Source organism: Lelliottia sp. 7254-16 (genome assembly GCF_002922995.1).
Classification (GTDB): Bacteria; Pseudomonadota; Gammaproteobacteria; order Enterobacterales; family Enterobacteriaceae; genus Enterobacter; species Enterobacter jeotgali.
Window position 1 is genome coordinate 22806 of the sequence record NZ_PQVS01000006.1, and the last position, 16477, is coordinate 39282.

16 protein-coding genes are annotated in these 16477 nt (G+C 54.8%); 12 read left to right on the top strand and 4 right to left on the bottom strand.

Features of this window, described 5'->3' with window-relative positions; genetic code table 11:
- Position 1: 1 nt before the first annotated feature.
- From gcvH to C3708_RS10185, 3 genes are all read left to right on the top strand, one after another.
- Entirely contained in the window at positions 2-391 is a 390-nt protein-coding gene (gene gcvH / locus C3708_RS10175; protein WP_103949190.1) for a glycine cleavage system protein GcvH, read from the top strand.
- A 68-nt stretch (positions 392-459) separates the two neighbouring features.
- Positions 460-3333, top strand: coding sequence for an aminomethyl-transferring glycine dehydrogenase (gene gcvP, locus C3708_RS10180; RefSeq protein ID WP_103949191.1), 2874 nt, complete (start codon positions 460-462; stop codon positions 3331-3333).
- Between the two features lie 70 nt (positions 3334-3403).
- Positions 3404-4147, top strand: a complete 744-nt coding sequence (locus tag C3708_RS10185; RefSeq protein WP_095283264.1) for an SDR family oxidoreductase — start codon at positions 3404-3406, stop codon at positions 4145-4147.
- Between the two features lie 81 nt (positions 4148-4228).
- Here C3708_RS10185 and bglA read toward each other — a convergent pair whose 3' ends face one another.
- Together bglA and C3708_RS10195 are read right to left on the bottom strand one after the other, a co-directional pair.
- Entirely contained in the window at positions 4229-5662 is a 1434-nt protein-coding gene (gene bglA, locus C3708_RS10190; protein WP_095283263.1) for a 6-phospho-beta-glucosidase BglA, read from the bottom strand.
- Positions 5663-5778: 116 nt separating this feature from the next.
- Entirely contained in the window at positions 5779-6510 is a 732-nt protein-coding gene (locus C3708_RS10195) for a MurR/RpiR family transcriptional regulator (RefSeq protein WP_095283262.1), read from the bottom strand.
- Between the two features lie 52 nt (positions 6511-6562).
- On the opposite strand from C3708_RS10195, the gene yqfB reads away from it, so the two are divergent.
- Positions 6563-6883 carry a N(4)-acetylcytidine aminohydrolase gene (gene yqfB, locus C3708_RS10200; protein WP_095283261.1) on the top strand — a complete coding sequence of 107 codons (321 nt, stop codon included), beginning with the start codon at positions 6563-6565 and terminating at the stop codon, positions 6881-6883.
- 154 nt (positions 6884-7037) lie between these two features.
- A complete protein-coding gene (locus C3708_RS10205; RefSeq protein WP_103946619.1) occupies positions 7038-7697 on the top strand; it encodes a hemolysin III family protein in 660 nt (219 codons plus the stop codon).
- A 132-nt stretch (positions 7698-7829) separates the two neighbouring features.
- Here C3708_RS10205 and ygfZ read toward each other — a convergent pair whose 3' ends face one another.
- Entirely contained in the window at positions 7830-8810 is a 981-nt protein-coding gene (gene ygfZ / locus C3708_RS10210) for a tRNA-modifying protein YgfZ (protein WP_095283259.1), read from the bottom strand.
- A gap of 266 nt (positions 8811-9076) precedes the next feature.
- Here ygfZ and sdhE point away from each other — a divergent pair, with 266 nt between their 5' ends.
- On the top strand, positions 9077-9343 hold the full coding sequence (gene sdhE, locus C3708_RS10215) for an FAD assembly factor SdhE (RefSeq protein WP_095283258.1): 267 nt from the start codon (positions 9077-9079) through the stop codon (positions 9341-9343).
- Positions 9324-9734 (top strand): protein YgfX, encoded by a 411-nt coding sequence (locus tag C3708_RS10220; protein WP_103946617.1) that lies wholly within the window; start codon positions 9324-9326, stop codon positions 9732-9734. Before sdhE ends, C3708_RS10220 begins: the two co-directional genes overlap by 20 nt.
- Before the next feature lie 10 nt (positions 9735-9744).
- On the opposite strand, the gene fldB is transcribed toward C3708_RS10220, so the two are convergent.
- Complete coding sequence (gene fldB / locus C3708_RS10225) at positions 9745-10266, bottom strand: flavodoxin FldB (RefSeq protein ID WP_095283256.1); 522 nt, start codon at positions 10264-10266, stop codon at positions 9745-9747.
- A gap of 100 nt (positions 10267-10366) precedes the next feature.
- On the opposite strand from fldB, the gene xerD reads away from it, so the two are divergent.
- The 5 genes from xerD (at position 10367) to lysS (ending at position 16461) form a co-directional block, all read left to right on the top strand.
- Positions 10367-11263, top strand: coding sequence for a site-specific tyrosine recombinase XerD (xerD, locus tag C3708_RS10230; RefSeq protein ID WP_103949192.1), 897 nt, complete (start codon positions 10367-10369; stop codon positions 11261-11263).
- A gap of 29 nt (positions 11264-11292) precedes the next feature.
- Complete coding sequence (gene dsbC, locus C3708_RS10235) at positions 11293-12006, top strand: bifunctional protein-disulfide isomerase/oxidoreductase DsbC (RefSeq protein WP_103949193.1); 714 nt, start codon at positions 11293-11295, stop codon at positions 12004-12006.
- A gap of 5 nt (positions 12007-12011) precedes the next feature.
- Positions 12012-13745, top strand: coding sequence for a single-stranded-DNA-specific exonuclease RecJ (recJ, locus tag C3708_RS10240; RefSeq protein WP_095283253.1), 1734 nt, complete (start codon positions 12012-12014; stop codon positions 13743-13745).
- Positions 13746-13835: 90 nt separating this feature from the next.
- Positions 13836-14934 (top strand): peptide chain release factor 2 gene (prfB, locus tag C3708_RS10245; protein WP_103949194.1). Its coding sequence is split into 2 segments (ribosomal slippage): positions 13836-13910 and positions 13912-14934, totalling 1098 coding nucleotides; the frame shifts between segments, so codons are not numbered across the junction.
- Between the two features lie 9 nt (positions 14935-14943).
- Positions 14944-16461, top strand: a complete 1518-nt coding sequence (lysS, locus tag C3708_RS10250) for a lysine--tRNA ligase (RefSeq protein WP_103949195.1) — start codon at positions 14944-14946, stop codon at positions 16459-16461.
- Positions 16462-16477: the final 16 nt, after the last annotated feature.

Genomic DNA, 16477 nt, shown 5'->3' on the forward strand with positions numbered 1-16477 from the left:
AATGAGCAATGTGCCAGCAGAACTGAAATACAGCAAAGAACACGAATGGCTGCGTAAAGAATCTGACGGGACTTACACCGTGGGTATCACCGAGCACGCGCAAGAGCTGCTGGGTGACATGGTGTTCGTTGATCTGCCAGACGTCGGCGCAACCGTGAGCGCGGGCGATGATTGCGCCGTGGCAGAGTCTGTGAAAGCGGCTTCTGACATCTATGCCCCGGTCGGTGGCGAAATCGTAGCGGTAAACGATGCACTGAGCGACTCCCCGGAGCTGGTCAACAGTGAGCCGTACACCGGTGGCTGGATTTTCAAAATCAAAGCCAACGATGAAGCAGAAGTTGAAGCGCTGCTGGATGCGACCGCGTACGCAACACTGTTAGAAGACGAGTAATTGCTTTTCACCCTCTCCCAAAGGGAGAGGGGATCCTAATATCACCGCAAGCTCAGGAACCATCGCTCATGACACAGACTTTAAGCCAGCTTGAAAACCGTGGCGCTTTCATTGAACGTCACATTGGGCCGGATGCTCAGCAACAGCAGGAGATGCTGAAGACAGTTGGCGCGGATTCGTTAAACGCACTGATCGGCCAGATCGTGCCCAAAGACATTCAGCTCGCCACACCGCCGCAGGTGGGTGATGCGACCACTGAATACGCCGCGCTGACAGAGCTGAAGGCGATTGCCGGCCTCAACAAGCGCTTTAAGTCTTACATTGGCATGGGCTACACCCCTGTGCAGTTACCGCCAGTTATCCTGCGCAACATGCTGGAAAATCCAGGCTGGTACACCGCCTACACCCCTTATCAGCCAGAAGTGTCTCAGGGTCGTCTGGAAGCGCTGCTGAACTTCCAGCAGGTGACGCTGGATCTGACCGGTCTGGATATCGCCTCTGCCTCGCTGCTTGATGAAGCGACCGCCGCCGCCGAAGCGATGGCGATGGCGAAGCGCGTCAGCAAGCTGAAAAACGCTAACCGCTTCTTCGTGGCTGCCGATGTTCATCCGCAGACGCTGGATGTGGTCCGCACCCGTGCCGAAACCTTCGGTTTTGACGTAATTGTTGATGACGCTGAAAAAGTGCTGGATCATCAGGATGTGTTCGGCGTGCTGTTGCAGCAGGTCGGTACCACCGGTGAAGTCCATGACTACACCAGCCTGATCGCTGAACTCAAATCCCGCAAAATTGTGGTCAGCGTCGCCGCTGATTTCATGGCGCTGGTGCTGCTCACCGCTCCAGGCAAACAGGGCGCGGACATTGTCTTCGGCTCTGCGCAACGCTTTGGCGTGCCGATGGGCTACGGTGGCCCGCACGCGGCGTTCTTCGCGGCGAAAGATGAATTCAAACGCTCCATGCCTGGCCGTATTATCGGCGTGTCGAAAGACGCCGCTGGCAACACCGCGCTGCGCATGGCGATGCAGACTCGCGAGCAACACATCCGCCGCGAGAAAGCGAACTCCAACATTTGTACTTCTCAGGTGCTGCTGGCCAACATCGCCAGTCTGTATGCGGTGTTCCACGGTCCGGTAGGCCTGAAACGCATCGCCACCCGTATTCACCGTTTCGCCGATATTCTGGCGGCCGGTTTGCAGCAGAAAGGGCTGAAGCTGCGCCATGCGCACTACTTTGACACCCTGTGTGTGGAAGTGGCTGATAAAGCTGGCGTGCTGGCTCGCGCCGAAGCCGCAGAAATTAACCTGCGCAGCGATATTCTGAACGCGGTTGGCATCACTCTGAACGAAACCACGTCCCGCGAGGATATCCAGACGCTGTTCAACGTTCTGCTGGGCGATGCCCACGGTCTGGACGTCGATTCTCTGGATAAAGACGTGGCGCACGACAGCCGCTCGATTCAGGAAAGCATGCTGCGTGACGACGCTGTCCTGACCCATCCGGTGTTTAACCGCTATCACAGCGAAACCGAGATGATGCGCTACATGCACTCTCTGGAGCGCAAAGATCTGGCGCTGAATCAGGCGATGATCCCGCTGGGTTCCTGCACCATGAAGCTCAACGCCGCCGCGGAAATGATCCCGATTACCTGGCCTGAGTTCTCTGAACTTCACCCATTCTGCCCGGCAGATCAGGCGGAAGGCTATCATCAGATGATCGGTCAGCTTTCAGACTGGCTGGTGAAACTGACCGGCTACGACGCACTTTGCATGCAACCGAACTCGGGTGCGCAGGGGGAATACGCGGGCCTACTGGCGATCCGTCACTATCACGAAAGCCGCAACGAAGGGCATCGCGATATCTGCCTGATTCCAAGCTCCGCTCACGGCACTAACCCAGCATCTGCGCAGATGGCGGGAATGGAAGTGGTGGTCGTGGCCTGCGATAAAAATGGCAACATCGATCTTGCCGATCTGCGTGCGAAAGCCGAACAGGCGGGCGAGAAACTCTCCTGCATCATGGTGACTTACCCGTCCACTCACGGCGTCTATGAAGAGACGATCCGTGAAGTGTGCGAAGTAGTGCATCAGTTCGGCGGTCAGGTTTACCTCGACGGTGCGAACATGAACGCCCAAGTGGGAATCACCTCTCCGGGCTTTATCGGCGCGGACGTATCGCACCTGAACCTGCACAAAACCTTCTGCATTCCGCACGGCGGTGGCGGCCCGGGTATGGGCCCTATCGGCGTGAAAGCGCATCTGGCTCCGTTCGTTCCAGGCCACAGCGTGGTGCAGATTGAAGGCATGTTGACCCGTCAGGGTGCGGTCTCTGCGGCACCGTTCGGCAGTGCGTCTATTCTGCCAATCAGCTGGATGTACATCCGCATGATGGGCGCGGAAGGATTGAAACAGGCGAGCCAGGTGGCGATCCTGAATGCGAACTACATCGCCACACGCCTGAAAGACGCCTATCCGGTGCTCTACACCGGTCGTGACGGTCGCGTGGCGCACGAATGTATTCTCGATATTCGCCCGCTAAAAGACGAGACTGGGATCAGCGAGCTGGATATTGCGAAACGTCTGATCGATTACGGTTTCCATGCGCCAACCATGTCCTTCCCGGTGGCGGGTACGCTGATGGTTGAGCCGACCGAATCGGAAAGCAAAGTTGAGCTGGACCGCTTTATCGACGCAATGCTGGCGATCCGCGGTGAAATCGACCGTGTGAAACAGGGCAAATGGCCACTGGAAGATAACCCGCTGGTGAACGCCCCGCATACCCAGAACGAGCTGGTGGCGGAGTGGAATCACGGTTATACCCGTGAGCTGGCGGTCTTCCCGGCAGGCGTGGCGAACAAGTACTGGCCGACCGTTAAGCGTCTCGATGACGTATACGGCGATCGTAATTTGTTCTGTTCTTGCGTGCCAATGAGCGAATATCAGTAATACTTAAGCTCTGAACAGTAGGCCGGGTAAGGCGTAGCCGCCACCCGGCTTTTTTATTGGGAGAAAATCAATGGCAATCGCACTGGTCACCGGCGCCAGCCGGGGCATTGGCAAAGCGACGGCGCTACAGCTGGCGCAAGAAGGGTACACCGTGGCGGTGAACTATCACCACAACATCAAGGCCGCGACGGATGTGATCAATCATATTATCGAGGCGGGCGGCAGGGCGTTTGCCGTGCGCGCGGATATCAGCGACGAATCTCAAGTGCTGGCGATGTTTGACAGCATTGACCGCGAGGGCGAACCGTTAACGGCGCTGGTGAACAATGCCGGGATTTTGTTTGAGCAGAGCACCATCGAGAATCTCTCCGCCGAGCGTATCAACCGCGTACTCGCAACCAACGTCACAGGCTATTTCCTCTGCTGTCGCGAAGCGGTGAAGCGCATGTCGTTTAAACACAACGGCAAAGGCGGGGCGATTGTGAATGTCTCGTCGGCGGCATCGCGTCTGGGCGCACCGGGCGAATACGTTGATTATGCTGCGTCTAAAGGGGCGGTGGATTCGCTGACAACGGGCCTCGCGCTGGAAGTGGCGGCGCAGGGCATTCGTGTGAACTGTGTGCGCCCTGGACTGATCTACACCGATATTCATGCGTCAGGCGGTGAGCCAGGGCGAGTCGACCGGGTGAAATCCGCATTACCGATGCAGCGCGGCGGACAGCCGGAAGAGGTCGCGCAAGCTATCGTCTGGTTGCTTAGCGAAAAAGCGTCGTATGTGACGGGAAGTTTTCTTGAGTTAGCAGGCGGGAAATAGTGTTAATGCCCGGTGGCGCTGCGCTTACCGGGCCTACGAGACTGTAGGCCGTTGCAAGGGAAGCGACACCGGGCAGTCGATTTAGATGTTCTCGCCGTTGCTGGCAATCACTTCTTTATACCAGTTAAAGCTCTTCTTACGGGAGCGAGACATGTCGCCCGTACCGTCGTCGTGCTTGTTCACATAGATAAAGCCGTAGCGTTTGCTGTACTGGCCGGTAGTGAACGAGACGCAGTCGATGCAGCCCCACGGGGTGTAACCCATCAGATCCACACCATCATAGGTGACCGCTTTCATCATCTCTTCCACGTGCGCACGCAGATAATCGATGCGGTAGTCATCGTTGATGCTGCCGTCTTCTTCGACTTTATCGTAAGCGCCAAAGCCGTTTTCCACGATAAACAGCGGTTTCTGGTAACGTTCGTACAGCTCGCACAGGGCATAGCGCAGGCCAACCGGGTCAATCTGCCAGCCCCAGTCGGAGGCTTTCACATGCGGGTTCGGCACGCTGCCTTCGAAGCCCGAAATGGCGTCGCCGGTGCCGCCTTCGGCTTTGACGGCGTTGGTCATGTAGTAGCTGAAACCTAAGTAATCGCAGGTGCCTTCACGCAGGATCTGCTCGTCGCCCGCTTCCATATGGATGGTAAAGCCACGGCGCTCCCACTCGTTCAGGACGTAGCTTGGATAGTAGCCGCGCAGTTGAACATCGGTAAAGACATAACGCTCACGCATGGATTCCTGGGCAAACATCACGTCTTCTGGCTTGCAGGAGAACGGATAGAGCGCCACCATCGCCAGCATACAACCGACTTTCATTTCCGGGTTGATGCGACGCGCGGCTTTTACCGCCAGAGCGCTGGCAACGAACTGGTGATGCAGCACCTGGTACATGGTCTCTTCCGGGTTTTCATGTTCGGTGTAGACCACGCCGGAGCAGCAATACCCGAACAGTGGGGCGCGCCAGTTACGCTGGTTGTTGATTTCGTTGAAGGTCATCCAGTATTTGACCTTGCTCTTATAGCGCTCGAAAACCACTTCCGAGAAACGGACGAAGAAATCCACCACTTTGCGGTTGGTCCAGCCGCCGTATTCTTGCACCAGGTGCAGCGGCATTTCGAAGTGGGAGAGGGTGATGACCGGCTCAATGTTGTACTTCAGCAGTTCATCAAACATGTCGTCGTAGAACTTCAGCCCTTCTTCATTCGGCTGAGTTTCATCGCCTTTCGGGAAGATACGCGTCCAGGCGATAGAGGTACGGAAACATTTGAAGCCCATCTCGGCAAACAGTTTGATGTCTTCTTTGTAATGGCCGTGGAAGTCGACGGCTTCGTGGTTGGGATAGTATTTCCCTTCAATCACTTCCTGAGTGATTTCGCGCGGTACGCCATGCGCGCCGCCGGTCAGCACGTCGCAAATGCTTGGGCCTTTGCCGCCTTTATTCCAGCCGCCTTCAACCTGGTGCGCCGCCACCGCGCCGCCCCATAAAAAATCTTTTGGTAAGGTGAGTTTTTTCATGTTTGCTACTCTCGTCTTATGATCTATTGTTTTCGAGTCTAGCAAAGCACAATTAAATGTCACGATATAACAATTTGGCGATAATGTAATATGTTACATCAAAAAAACAGGGCGTTTTATTCCGCTAGTTTCTTCGCCAGTTTTCGCCCGATAGATTCGAGAATATAAATAACCGGGATCTGCGTCGTAATATCGTAGACTCCGCCGATACGGGTTTGTGGAACATGCCAGGAGAGATTAAAATCGGCCAGCTTGGCCAGGCGAGAATGCTCGTGGCTGGTGATGGATAGAACCTTGCAGTGGTGCAGGCTGAACTGGCTGGCGAAGCGCAGGATCTCTTCGGTTTCGCCCGAAACGGACAGCACAATCGCCAGCGCATTTTTCGCCATATCGTTGGTTACCGGGAAATAAGGGTCGTCGATATGGTTACTGAATTTTCCGATATTAGAGAAGAATCGTGCGCCATATTTCGCCAACGATCCGGAGGTGCCCGCGCCAACAAATATAATTCGCTCGGAGGATAATATAATATCGACGGCGTTATCTAATAAAGCGTCAAACTCTTCATTATTGACGCTTTTAAAGAAACTGATAATTTCACTGGTGCCAAAATTCGCCTGCTGGGGTTCGTTTTGTTCCAGATATAATTTAAAGCGCACGCGGAATTCGGAATAGCCATCGCAGTTCAGCTTGCGACAAAAACGTAGCACTGTGGTGGTAGACACACCCGCCGCATCCGCCAGCTCGCGGATGGTCATATAGGTCACTTTGTCACGGTTTTTAATGACATAGTTGTAGACCATCATCTCAAGATTGTTGAGACTGGCAATGGCGGAATGGGAGAACATGCTCACAGTGGCTAAACTCACTCATCAGACTTCATCTAAAGGGAATAATAACATGCAGCCTAACGACATCACTTTTTTTCAGCGTTTCCAGGACGACATTCTGGCCGGGCGCAAAACCATTACTATCCGTGACGAGTCTGAATCGCATTTTAAAACCGGCGATATTTTGCGCGTCGGGCGCTTCGAGGACGACGCCTGGTTTTGCACCATCGAAGTGGTGGGAACCTCGACAGTGACGCTGGATACGCTGACGGAAAAGCACGCACAGCAGGAGAATATGTCCCTTGCGGCGCTTAAAGAGGTGATTGCGGAGATCTACCCGAATCAATCGCAATTTTATGTGATTGATTTTAAATGCCTTCACTCTGACTAACATCTGTTAGGTGAAAATATAACTCAAAATAATGATTTTTAAGGACTAATCCTGAAGTTGGATTTATTTTAGCTAACAGGTGTTCACTGGAATCATTATCAGTTAGCATAGTCAGGCGATACATCATGATCTTATGTTCTCCCGGAGTCCTCTTATGGTTAGCAAACCATTTACTGCGCAGGGATATTCACTGGCCGAGGAAGTAGCCAACAGTATCAGCCACGGTATTGGCCTTGTTTTTGGCATCGTGGGCCTGGTGTTGCTGCTGGTTCAGGCGATAGACACCAACGCGAATGCGATGGCGATCACCAGCTACAGTCTGTACGGCGGAAGCATGATCCTGCTTTTTCTCGCCTCGACGCTTTACCATGCCATTCCGCATCAGCGGGCAAAACGATGGCTCAAGAAATTCGACCATTGCGCTATCTATCTCTTGATTGCCGGGACCTACACCCCATTTTTACTGGTGGGATTAAACTCTCCGCTGTCGCGCGGGCTGATGATTGTCATCTGGAGCCTGGCGCTGCTCGGGATCTTATTTAAACTGACCATTGCGCATCGCTTTAAAGTGCTGTCGTTAGTGACCTATCTGACGATGGGCTGGCTGTCGCTGATTGTGGTTTATCAGCTGGCGGTGAAACTGGCGGCGGGCGGCGTGACGCTGCTGGCGGTAGGCGGGATTGTCTATTCCCTCGGCGTGATTTTTTACGTCTGTAAACGCATTCCGTACAACCATGCCATCTGGCACGGCTTTGTGTTAGGCGGCAGCGTGTGTCATTTCCTGGCGATTTATTTGTACGTTGGGCAGGTTTGATAGCGGGTGCGGCCTGATGCCCTCACCCCAACCCTCTCCCACGGGGAGAGGGGGCAAAAACTAAAAACGGTAACCCAAGGGTTACCGTTTTGCTTTTACCTTCCGCCACCCGGCGATTCCCACCAACTAAAACTACTCTTCTAACGAATACGGCAGGGGCTCAATGCTCAAGGTGCCGGCATCGTCACGCACGCGGAATACGCTGTCCGGCTCCATGTCGTTATTCATTACTACCTGCACCAGCAGACGACCATCGTCCAGCTGAACGGCAGCTAAAATGGTGCCGGTACGACGCCAGTTGTCGCCCATCTTCAGTTCGAGATCTTCCCCGGCTTCTGGTACGCGGCTGGCATGGCCTGCCAGATACCACAGGGCGCGTTTATTAGCCCCACGGAATTTGGCCCGCGCCACCATCTCCTGACCGGTGTAGCAGCCTTTCTTAAAACTGATGCCACCCAGCGCCTGCAGGTTTGTCGCCTGCGGGATAAACTGCGCGCTGTTAGCTGCATCAATAACCGCTAATCCGGCTTCAATGTTCAGGGCTAACCACTGCTGGCTGTTGTTCAGCTGCGCTTCACCGCGCAGAGCTTCCGTGACGCGCTCTGCGGTAGCCACGTCGGTGACCAGCAGGAAGCGCTCGGCAGGTTGCTCAAACCACAGAATCGAAGTTGCGCCTTCGCTGACCAGCTGTTTCTCGGCATCCGGTAGTTCGCTGAACAGGTTTTTCAGCGCGGCGCGAGCCTGGAAACCAGCCACGCCCAACAGAACATGCTCGTCATCCGCAGCGATGGTGACTTTGGAAAACACCGCGTATTTCTTCAGTTCAGTCAGCTGCGCATCGCGCAGACTGCGGCGTTCAATCAGGGCGAAACCGTCCTGACGGCGGAAAAGACGTAGATTGCTCCACATCTTACCTTTCGGATCGCAATGCGCCGCCAGCAGATGCTGGTGCTCAGTCATCTGGCTTACGTCTGCGGTCACCTGGCCCTGCAGATATTTTTCGGCATCTGCACCGACGAGGGTCGCCAGCGCCCAGTCATCAAGAGAAATCAGCGTCAGCGGCAGACGCGCGGAGGCGACGGGCTGGCGAGGAGGAAATGGGTTAAAAGCCATAATGATGTCCTGAATTGCATAACGCTTCGGTAATGCCTAATGGTAAAAGAGACTGTAGTCATTGCAAGCGCTTTCAGCAGCCCAATTGTGCCTTATCGCCGTTCTGCGTAGCGCCACGCAGAACAGAGTAATCCCCTTTGATTGCAGGGATTATTCTGGAAGCGTGCTTCCAGTTGCTGATATTCCAGTAATGAAACAGCAAAAAACACGTTACACTAGAAATCGTCCCTCTTAGAGGTAGAAGAAACGTTTAGCAGGAAATCGACATGGACATTAACAACAAGGCCCGTATCCACTGGGCGTGCCGTCGCGGCATGCGTGAACTTGATATTTCCGTCATGCCCTTCTTCGAGTATGAGTACGACAGCTTAAGCGATGATGATAAGCGTCTGTTTATCCGCCTGCTGGAGAGTGACGATCCTGATTTATTCAACTGGCTGATGAATCACGGCAAACCCGCCGACACCGAGTTGCAGCGGATGGTGCAATTAATTCAAACACGGAATCGGGAACGTGGTCCTGTGGCAATCTGATCTGCGCGTCTCGTGGCGCTCACAGTGGATGTCTCTTTTGCTCCACGGCATTGTCGCAGCTTTTATTTTGCTGATGCCGTGGCCTCTTAGCTATACGCCGCTCTGGATGCTGTTACTGTCGCTAGTGGTGTTCGACAGCGTGCGCAGCCAGCGACGTATCAATTCCCGTCAGGGTGAAATCAAACTGCTGATGGATTCGCGCTTGCGCTGGCAGGGCAAAGAGTGGGAGATCGTCGGCACGCCCTGGATGTTAAACTCGGGGATGATGTTCCGTCTGCGCAAAGAGGAAGGGGCACGTTGCCAGCATTTGTGGCTGTCAGCAGACAGTATGGATGCGAACGAGTGGCGAGATTTGCGTCGGATGGTGATGCAGCAACAGCCGACGCCGTGATGCCAGGGAATTAGCTAAACTTTTCCGCCATTTCGCCCAGAATTTGCTCGCACCAGTTTTGTAGGCGCTCTTCGCTTAAGTCGTACTGGTTGGTTTCATCCAGCGCCAGTCCGACAAACAGCTGGCCATCCGCGATGATCGGTTTTTGACTTGTAAATTCGTAGCCTTCTGTCGGCCAGTAGCCGATAAAGGTGACGCCTTTCGGGGCGAGTTTATCGTGCAGCATACCGAGCGCGTCGAGGAACCATTCGCCATAACCCAGCTGGTCGCCCATGCCGTACAGCGCAATGATTTTGCCTTCAAGATTAAGCGAGTCCAGCTGATCCCAGATAGCTTCCCAGTCTTCCTGTAATTCACCAAAATCCCAGGTCGGAATGCCAAGAATCAGAACGTCGTACTGCTCCATCTCTGTGGGCGCGTCGTCTTTCAGATTGTGCAGAGTCACCAGTTCCGGGCCAATAATGTCGCGAATTTTCTCCGCGGCCATCTCGGTGTAGCAGGTGCTGGAACCATAAAACAGACCAATATTCATCGCGTAAACTTCTCAATACTTGCTTTGACTTTAGGCGTAGTGTACCAGAAACCTGTACCATTACGTCATAATGGCCGATGGCAGAATCACAGGAGCAGACGTGGAAAAGGATCTCGCCCTCATCGAACAATTTCTCGATGCGCTGTGGCTGGAAAAGAATCTGGCGGAGAATACGCTCAGCGCTTACCGACGCGATTTGACCATGCTGGTGGAGTGGCTCGCCCATCGAGACTTGTCTCTGGAACAGGCGCAAAGCGACGATCTGCAGGCACTGCTGGCCGAACGCATGGACGGCGGCTATAAAGCCACCAGTTCCGCGCGCTTGCTGAGTGCAATGCGTCGGCTGTTCCAGCATATGTATCGCGAGAAGCTTCGCGCTGACGATCCCAGCGCACTGCTGGCGTCGCCTAAGCTGCCGCAGCGTTTGCCGAAAGATCTCAGCGAAGCGCAGGTCGATCGCCTGTTGCAGTCCCCGGCGGTTGACCTGCCGCTGGAGTTACGCGATAAAGCCATGCTTGAAGTGTTGTATGCCACCGGGCTGCGCGTGTCGGAACTGGTCGGTTTGACGATGAGCGACATCAGCCTGCGTCAGGGCGTGGTGCGGGTGATTGGTAAAGGGAATAAGGAACGGCTGGTGCCGCTTGGCGAAGAGGCGGTGTACTGGGTTGAGAATTACCTGGAACACGGAAGACCGTGGCTGCTGAACGGCGTGTCGATTGATGTTCTGTTCCCAAGCCAGCGCGCGCAGCAGATGACGCGACAAACCTTCTGGCATCGCATTAAACATTACGCCACACTGGCGGGCATCGACAGTGAAAAACTTTCGCCGCACGTTCTGCGTCACGCCTTTGCGACGCATCTTCTGAATCATGGCGCCGATTTGCGCGTGGTGCAGATGCTACTTGGGCACAGCGATCTTTCGACGACGCAAATCTACACTCATGTAGCAACAGAACGCTTGCGACAGCTACACCAACAGCACCACCCACGAGCGTGAGTGCCGATAAAATAGTGATAGGATTGAAAATGAAAAAATCTTTAGTGCTGTTCTCCCTGCTGGCCGCTTCTTTTACCGGTTTTGCCCATGCAGATGATGCTGCGATCAAACAATCGCTGGCGAAACTCGGCGTGGCCAGTACGGATATTCAGCCAGCACCGGTTGCCGGAATGAAAACCGTGCTGACCAACAGCGGCGTGTTGTATGTCACTGAAGACGGCAAGCACTTCATTCAAGGCCCGATGTACGATGTCAGCGGCGCGCAACCGGTGAACGTGACTAACCAGCTGCTGATGAAAAACCTGAACGCGCTGGAAAAAGAGATGATCGTCTACAAAGCAGCGCAGGAAAAACACGTGATTACGGTGTTCACCGATATCACCTGCGGCTACTGCCACAAGCTGCATGAAGAGATGAAAGACTACAACGCGCTCGGAATCACCGTGCGTTATCTGGCGTTCCCACGTGCGGGCGTGCAGAGCCAGCCAGAGCAGGACATGAAAGCCATCTGGTGTGCCAAAGACCGCAATAAAGCCTTTGATGACGCGATGAACGGCAAGGGCGTCACCCCAGCCTCCTGTGATATCGACATCGCCAACCACTACGCGCTGGGCGTGCAGTTTGGCGTGACCGGAACCCCGGCCATCGTGCTGAGCAACGGCTACGTCGTGCCGGGCTACCAGGGGCCGAAAGAGATGAAAGAGTTCCTCGACGCGCACCAGAAACAGACTGGCGGTAAATAATTCGCGTGAAAGCCAACACAACATTACGCCGCCGCGAGGTGGATGAAAGCGTTGATTTACCTGCCGATCTTTCTCCGCTCCTGCGCCGTTTATACGCCGGGCGCGGCGTTCGCGCGGCCACAGAGCTGGAGCGCAGCGTCAAAGGGATGCTGCCCTGGCAGCAGCTCAGTGGCATCGAAAAAGCGACGGAAATTCTCTATGACGCACTGCGCGAAGGCACGCGGATTGTCGTAGTCGGTGATTTCGACGCCGATGGCGCGACCAGCACCGCTCTAAGCGTCCTCAGCCTGCGCGCGCTGGGCTGCGATAACGTCACCTATTTGGTGCCGAACCGTTTTGAAGACGGTTACGGCCTCAGCCCGGAAGTGGTCGATCAAGCTCATGCTCGCGGGGCGCAGTTGATCCTGACGGTTGATAACGGGATCTCATCTCATTCTGGCGTCGATCGGGCGCATCAGCTTGGGATCCCGGTCGTGGTCACCGATCACCATTTGCCCGGCGACACGCTGCCAGCGGCTGAAGCCATCATTAACCCGAACCTGCGCGACTGCGATTTCCCCTCGAAATCGCTTGCGGGCGTAGGCGTAGCGTTTTATCTGATGCTGGCCCTGCGTGCGTTGCTGCGCGATAAAGGCTGGTTCGAGGCGCGCGGAATTGCAGTTCCTAATCTTGCCGAATATCTCGATTTAGTCGCGCTCGGCACGGTGGCAGACGTGGTGCCGCTCGACACCAATAACCGCATTCTGACCTGGCAAGGGCTGGGCAGGATTCGTGCGGGGAAATGCCGTCCGGGGATTAAAGCGCTGCTCGAAATCTCTAATCGTGACCCGCTTAAACTCGCGGCAAGTGACCTCGGGTTTGCCCTTGGCCCGCGTCTCAATGCGGCAGGGCGACTGGATGATATGTCCGTCGGGGTGGCGCTGCTGCTCTGCGACAATATCGGCGAAGCCCGCGTGTTAGCCAATGAACTCGACGCGCTGAATCAGACGCGCAAGGAGATCGAACAGGGGATGCAGGCAGAAGCCCTGACTCTGTGCGAAAAACTTGAGCGCAGCACCGACACGCTGCCCGGCGGCTTGGCGATGTACCACCCGGAGTGGCATCAGGGCGTGGTCGGGATTCTGGCGTCGCGCATCAAAGAGCGTTTTCACCGTCCGGTGATTGCCTTTGCCCCGGCGGGCGACGGCACGCTGAAAGGCTCGGGTCGTTCCATTCAAGGGCTGCACATGCGCGATGCGCTTGAGCGTCTGGACACACTCTATCCTGGGCTGATGATCAAATTCGGCGGCCACGCGATGGCGGCTGGTTTATCGCTAGAAGAGGCGAAATTCGACGAGTTTCAGCGGCTTTTCAGCGAGCTGGTTACCGACTGGCTGGACCCGGCGTTACTGCAGGGCGAAGTGGTCTCTGATGGCGCGCTGTCTGGCGCGGAGATGACGATGGAAGTCGCGCAGATGCTGCGCGATGCCGGTCCGTGGGGGCAGATGTTTCCGGAGCCGCTGTTCGACGGTCGATTCCGCCTGCTGCAACAGCGTCTGGTGGGGGAGCGTCACCTGAAGGTGATGGTCGAGCCGGTGAACGGTGGCCCGCTGCTGGATGGAATCGCCTTTAACGTCGACACCGCCATCTGGCCGGATAGCGGTGTGCGTGAAGTTGAACTGGCCTACAAACTGGATATTAACGAGTTTCGCGGTAATCGCAGTTTGCAGATTATCATCGATCATATCTGGCCAATTTAGCGGCACTATTCTCTATAAAAAAGGGCGTGGATTGGGTACAATCCCGCTCTTATCACCGCATTTTGACTAGTCCAATAAAGAAAACAGACCATGTTTGAAATTAATCCGGTAAAAAACCGCATTCAAGACCTCACCGAACGTTCCAACGTTCTTCGGGGGTATCTTTGACTATGATGCCAAGAAAGAGCGTCTTGAAGAAGTAAACGCCGAGCTGGAACAGCCCGACGTCTGGAACGAACCTGAACGCGCACAGGCGCTGGGTAAAGAGCGCTCCTCCCTCGAAGCCATCGTTGAAACGCTGGATCAAATGACTCAGGGGCTGGAAGATGTTTCCGGTCTGCTGGAATTAGCCGTCGAAGCCGACGACGAAGAAACCTTTAACGAAACCATCGCTGAACTCAACGTGCTGGAAGAGAAACTGGCGCAGCTCGAATTCCGCCGTATGTTCTCTGGCGAGTACGACAGCGCCGACTGCTATCTCGACATCCAGGCCGGTTCTGGCGGTACAGAAGCGCAGGACTGGGCGAGCATGCTGGCGCGTATGTATCTGCGTTGGGCAGAAGCGCGCGGCTTCAAAACCGAAATCATCGAAGAGTCTGAAGGTGAAGTGGCGGGTCTCAAATCCATCACCATCAAGATTATTGGTGATTACGCTTACGGCTGGCTGCGTACCGAAACCGGCGTTCACCGCCTGGTACGTAAGAGCCCATTCGATTCCGGTGGTCGTCGTCATACCTCTTTCAGCTCTGCGTTTGTCTATCCGGAAGTGGATGAAGATATTGATATCGAAATCAATCCGGCCGATCTGCGCATCGACGTTTATCGCGCATCCGGTGCGGGTGGTCAGCACGTTAACCGTACAGAATCGGCGGTGCGTATTACCCACCTCCCGACCAATACGGTAACGCAGTGCCAGAACGACCGTTCGCAGCATAAGAACAAAGACCAGGCCATGAAGCAGATGAAAGCGAAGCTTTATGAACTGGAAATGCAGAAGAAGAATGCTGAGAAACAGGTGATGGAAGATAACAAATCTGACATCGGCTGGGGCAGCCAGATTCGTTCTTACGTCCTTGATGACTCCCGTATCAAAGACTTGCGTACCGGGGTTGAAACCCGTAACACGCAGGCGGTGCTGGACGGCAGCCTGGACCAATTTATCGAAGCAAGTTTGAAAGCAGGGTTATGAGGAACCAACATGTCTGAACAACAAGCACAGGGCACTGACGCGGTAGTCGATCTTAATAACGAACTGAAAACCCGCCGCGAGAAGCTGGCTGCGCTGCGTGAGCAGGGTATCCCATTCCCGAACGATTTTCGTCGCGATCATACCTCAGATCAGCTGCACGCTAACTTTGACGCGAAAGAAAACGAAGAGCTGGAAGCGCTGAACGTTGAAGTGTCCGTTGCAGGCCGCATGATGACCCGTCGTGTGATGGGTAAAGCGTCTTTCGTGACGTTACAGGACGTCGGTGGCCGTATTCAGCTGTACGTTTCCCGTGACGATCTGCCAGAAGGCATCTACAACGAGCAATTCAAGAAGTGGGACCTGGGCGATATCCTGGGTGCGAAAGGCAAGCTGTTCAAGACGAAAACCGGCGAGCTGTCCATTCACTGTACTGAACTGCGTCTGCTGACTAAAGCACTGCGTCCGCTGCCGGATAAGTTCCACGGTCTGCAGGATCAGGAAGCGCGTTATCGTCAGCGCTACCTGGATCTCATCTCTAACGATGAATCCCGCAAAACCTTCAAAATCCGTTCCCAGATTATGGCGGGCATCCGTCAGTTCATGGTTGGCCGTGATTTTATGGAAGTCGAAACGCCAATGATGCAGGTGATCCCAGGCGGCGCGTCTGCCCGTCCGTTCATCACCCATCACAACGCGCTGGATCTGGACATGTACCTGCGTATCGCGCCGGAACTGTACCTGAAGCGTCTGGTGGTTGGCGGTTTTGAGCGTGTGTTCGAAATCAACCGTAACTTCCGTAACGAAGGCATCTCCGTACGTCATAACCCAGAGTTCACGATGATGGAACTCTATATGGCGTATGCGGATTACAAAGATCTGATCGAACTGACCGAGTCTCTGTTCCGTACCCTGGCACACGATATTCTCGGCACCACTGAAGTGCCTTACGGCGAAGAGGTGTTCGACTTTGGTAAGCCGTTCGTCAAACTGACCATGCGCGAGGCTATCAAGAAATACCGTCCAGAGACCAATATGGCTGACCTGGATAACTTCGATTCTGCGAAAGCGATTGCTGCAAGCATCGGTATCAAAGTTGAGAAGAGCTGGGGTCTGGGCCGTATCGTGACCGAGATCTTCGAAGAAGTGGCCGAAGCGCACCTGATTCAGCCAACCTTCATCACCGAATACCCGGCTGAAGTGTCTCCGTTGGCACGTCGTAACGACGAAAACCCGGAAATCACCGACCGCTTTGAGTTCTTCATCGGTGGCCGTGAAATCGGTAATGGGTTTAGCGAGCTGAACGATGCGCAGGATCAGGCGCAGCGCTTCCAGGATCAGGTTAACGCGAAAGAAGCGGGCGACGACGAAGCGATGTTCTTCGACGAAGACTACGTCACCGCGCTGGAGCACGGTTTACCACCGACCGCAGGTCTGGGTATTGGTATCGACCGTATGGTGATGCTGTTCACCAACAGCCACACCATCCGTGACGTGATCCTGTTCCCGGCGATGCGTCCGGTAAAATAAGCTATTACTAACTGAA

Excerpts from the sequence above, each read along its gene's own strand:
- yqfB (WP_095283261.1), top strand. The coding sequence starts at position 6,563 with ATGCAGCCTAACGACATCACTTTTTTTCAGCGTTTCCAGGACGACATT.
- bglA (WP_095283263.1), bottom strand. The coding sequence starts at position 5,662 with ATGAAAAAACTCACCTTACCAAAAGATTTTTTATGGGGCGGCGCGGTG.
- C3708_RS10205 (WP_103946619.1), top strand. The coding sequence starts at position 7,038 with ATGGTTAGCAAACCATTTACTGCGCAGGGATATTCACTGGCCGAGGAA.
- gcvH (WP_103949190.1), top strand. The coding sequence starts at position 2 with ATGAGCAATGTGCCAGCAGAACTGAAATACAGCAAAGAACACGAATGG.
- dsbC (WP_103949193.1), top strand. The coding sequence starts at position 11,293 with ATGAAAAAATCTTTAGTGCTGTTCTCCCTGCTGGCCGCTTCTTTTACC.
- C3708_RS10185 (WP_095283264.1), top strand. The coding sequence starts at position 3,404 with ATGGCAATCGCACTGGTCACCGGCGCCAGCCGGGGCATTGGCAAAGCG.
- sdhE (WP_095283258.1), top strand. The coding sequence starts at position 9,077 with ATGGACATTAACAACAAGGCCCGTATCCACTGGGCGTGCCGTCGCGGC.
- C3708_RS10195 (WP_095283262.1), bottom strand. The coding sequence starts at position 6,510 with ATGTTCTCCCATTCCGCCATTGCCAGTCTCAACAATCTTGAGATGATG.
- gcvP (WP_103949191.1), top strand. The coding sequence starts at position 460 with ATGACACAGACTTTAAGCCAGCTTGAAAACCGTGGCGCTTTCATTGAA.
- lysS (WP_103949195.1), top strand. The coding sequence starts at position 14,944 with ATGTCTGAACAACAAGCACAGGGCACTGACGCGGTAGTCGATCTTAAT.
- fldB (WP_095283256.1), bottom strand. The coding sequence starts at position 10,266 with ATGAATATTGGTCTGTTTTATGGTTCCAGCACCTGCTACACCGAGATG.
- ygfZ (WP_095283259.1), bottom strand. The coding sequence starts at position 8,810 with ATGGCTTTTAACCCATTTCCTCCTCGCCAGCCCGTCGCCTCCGCGCGT.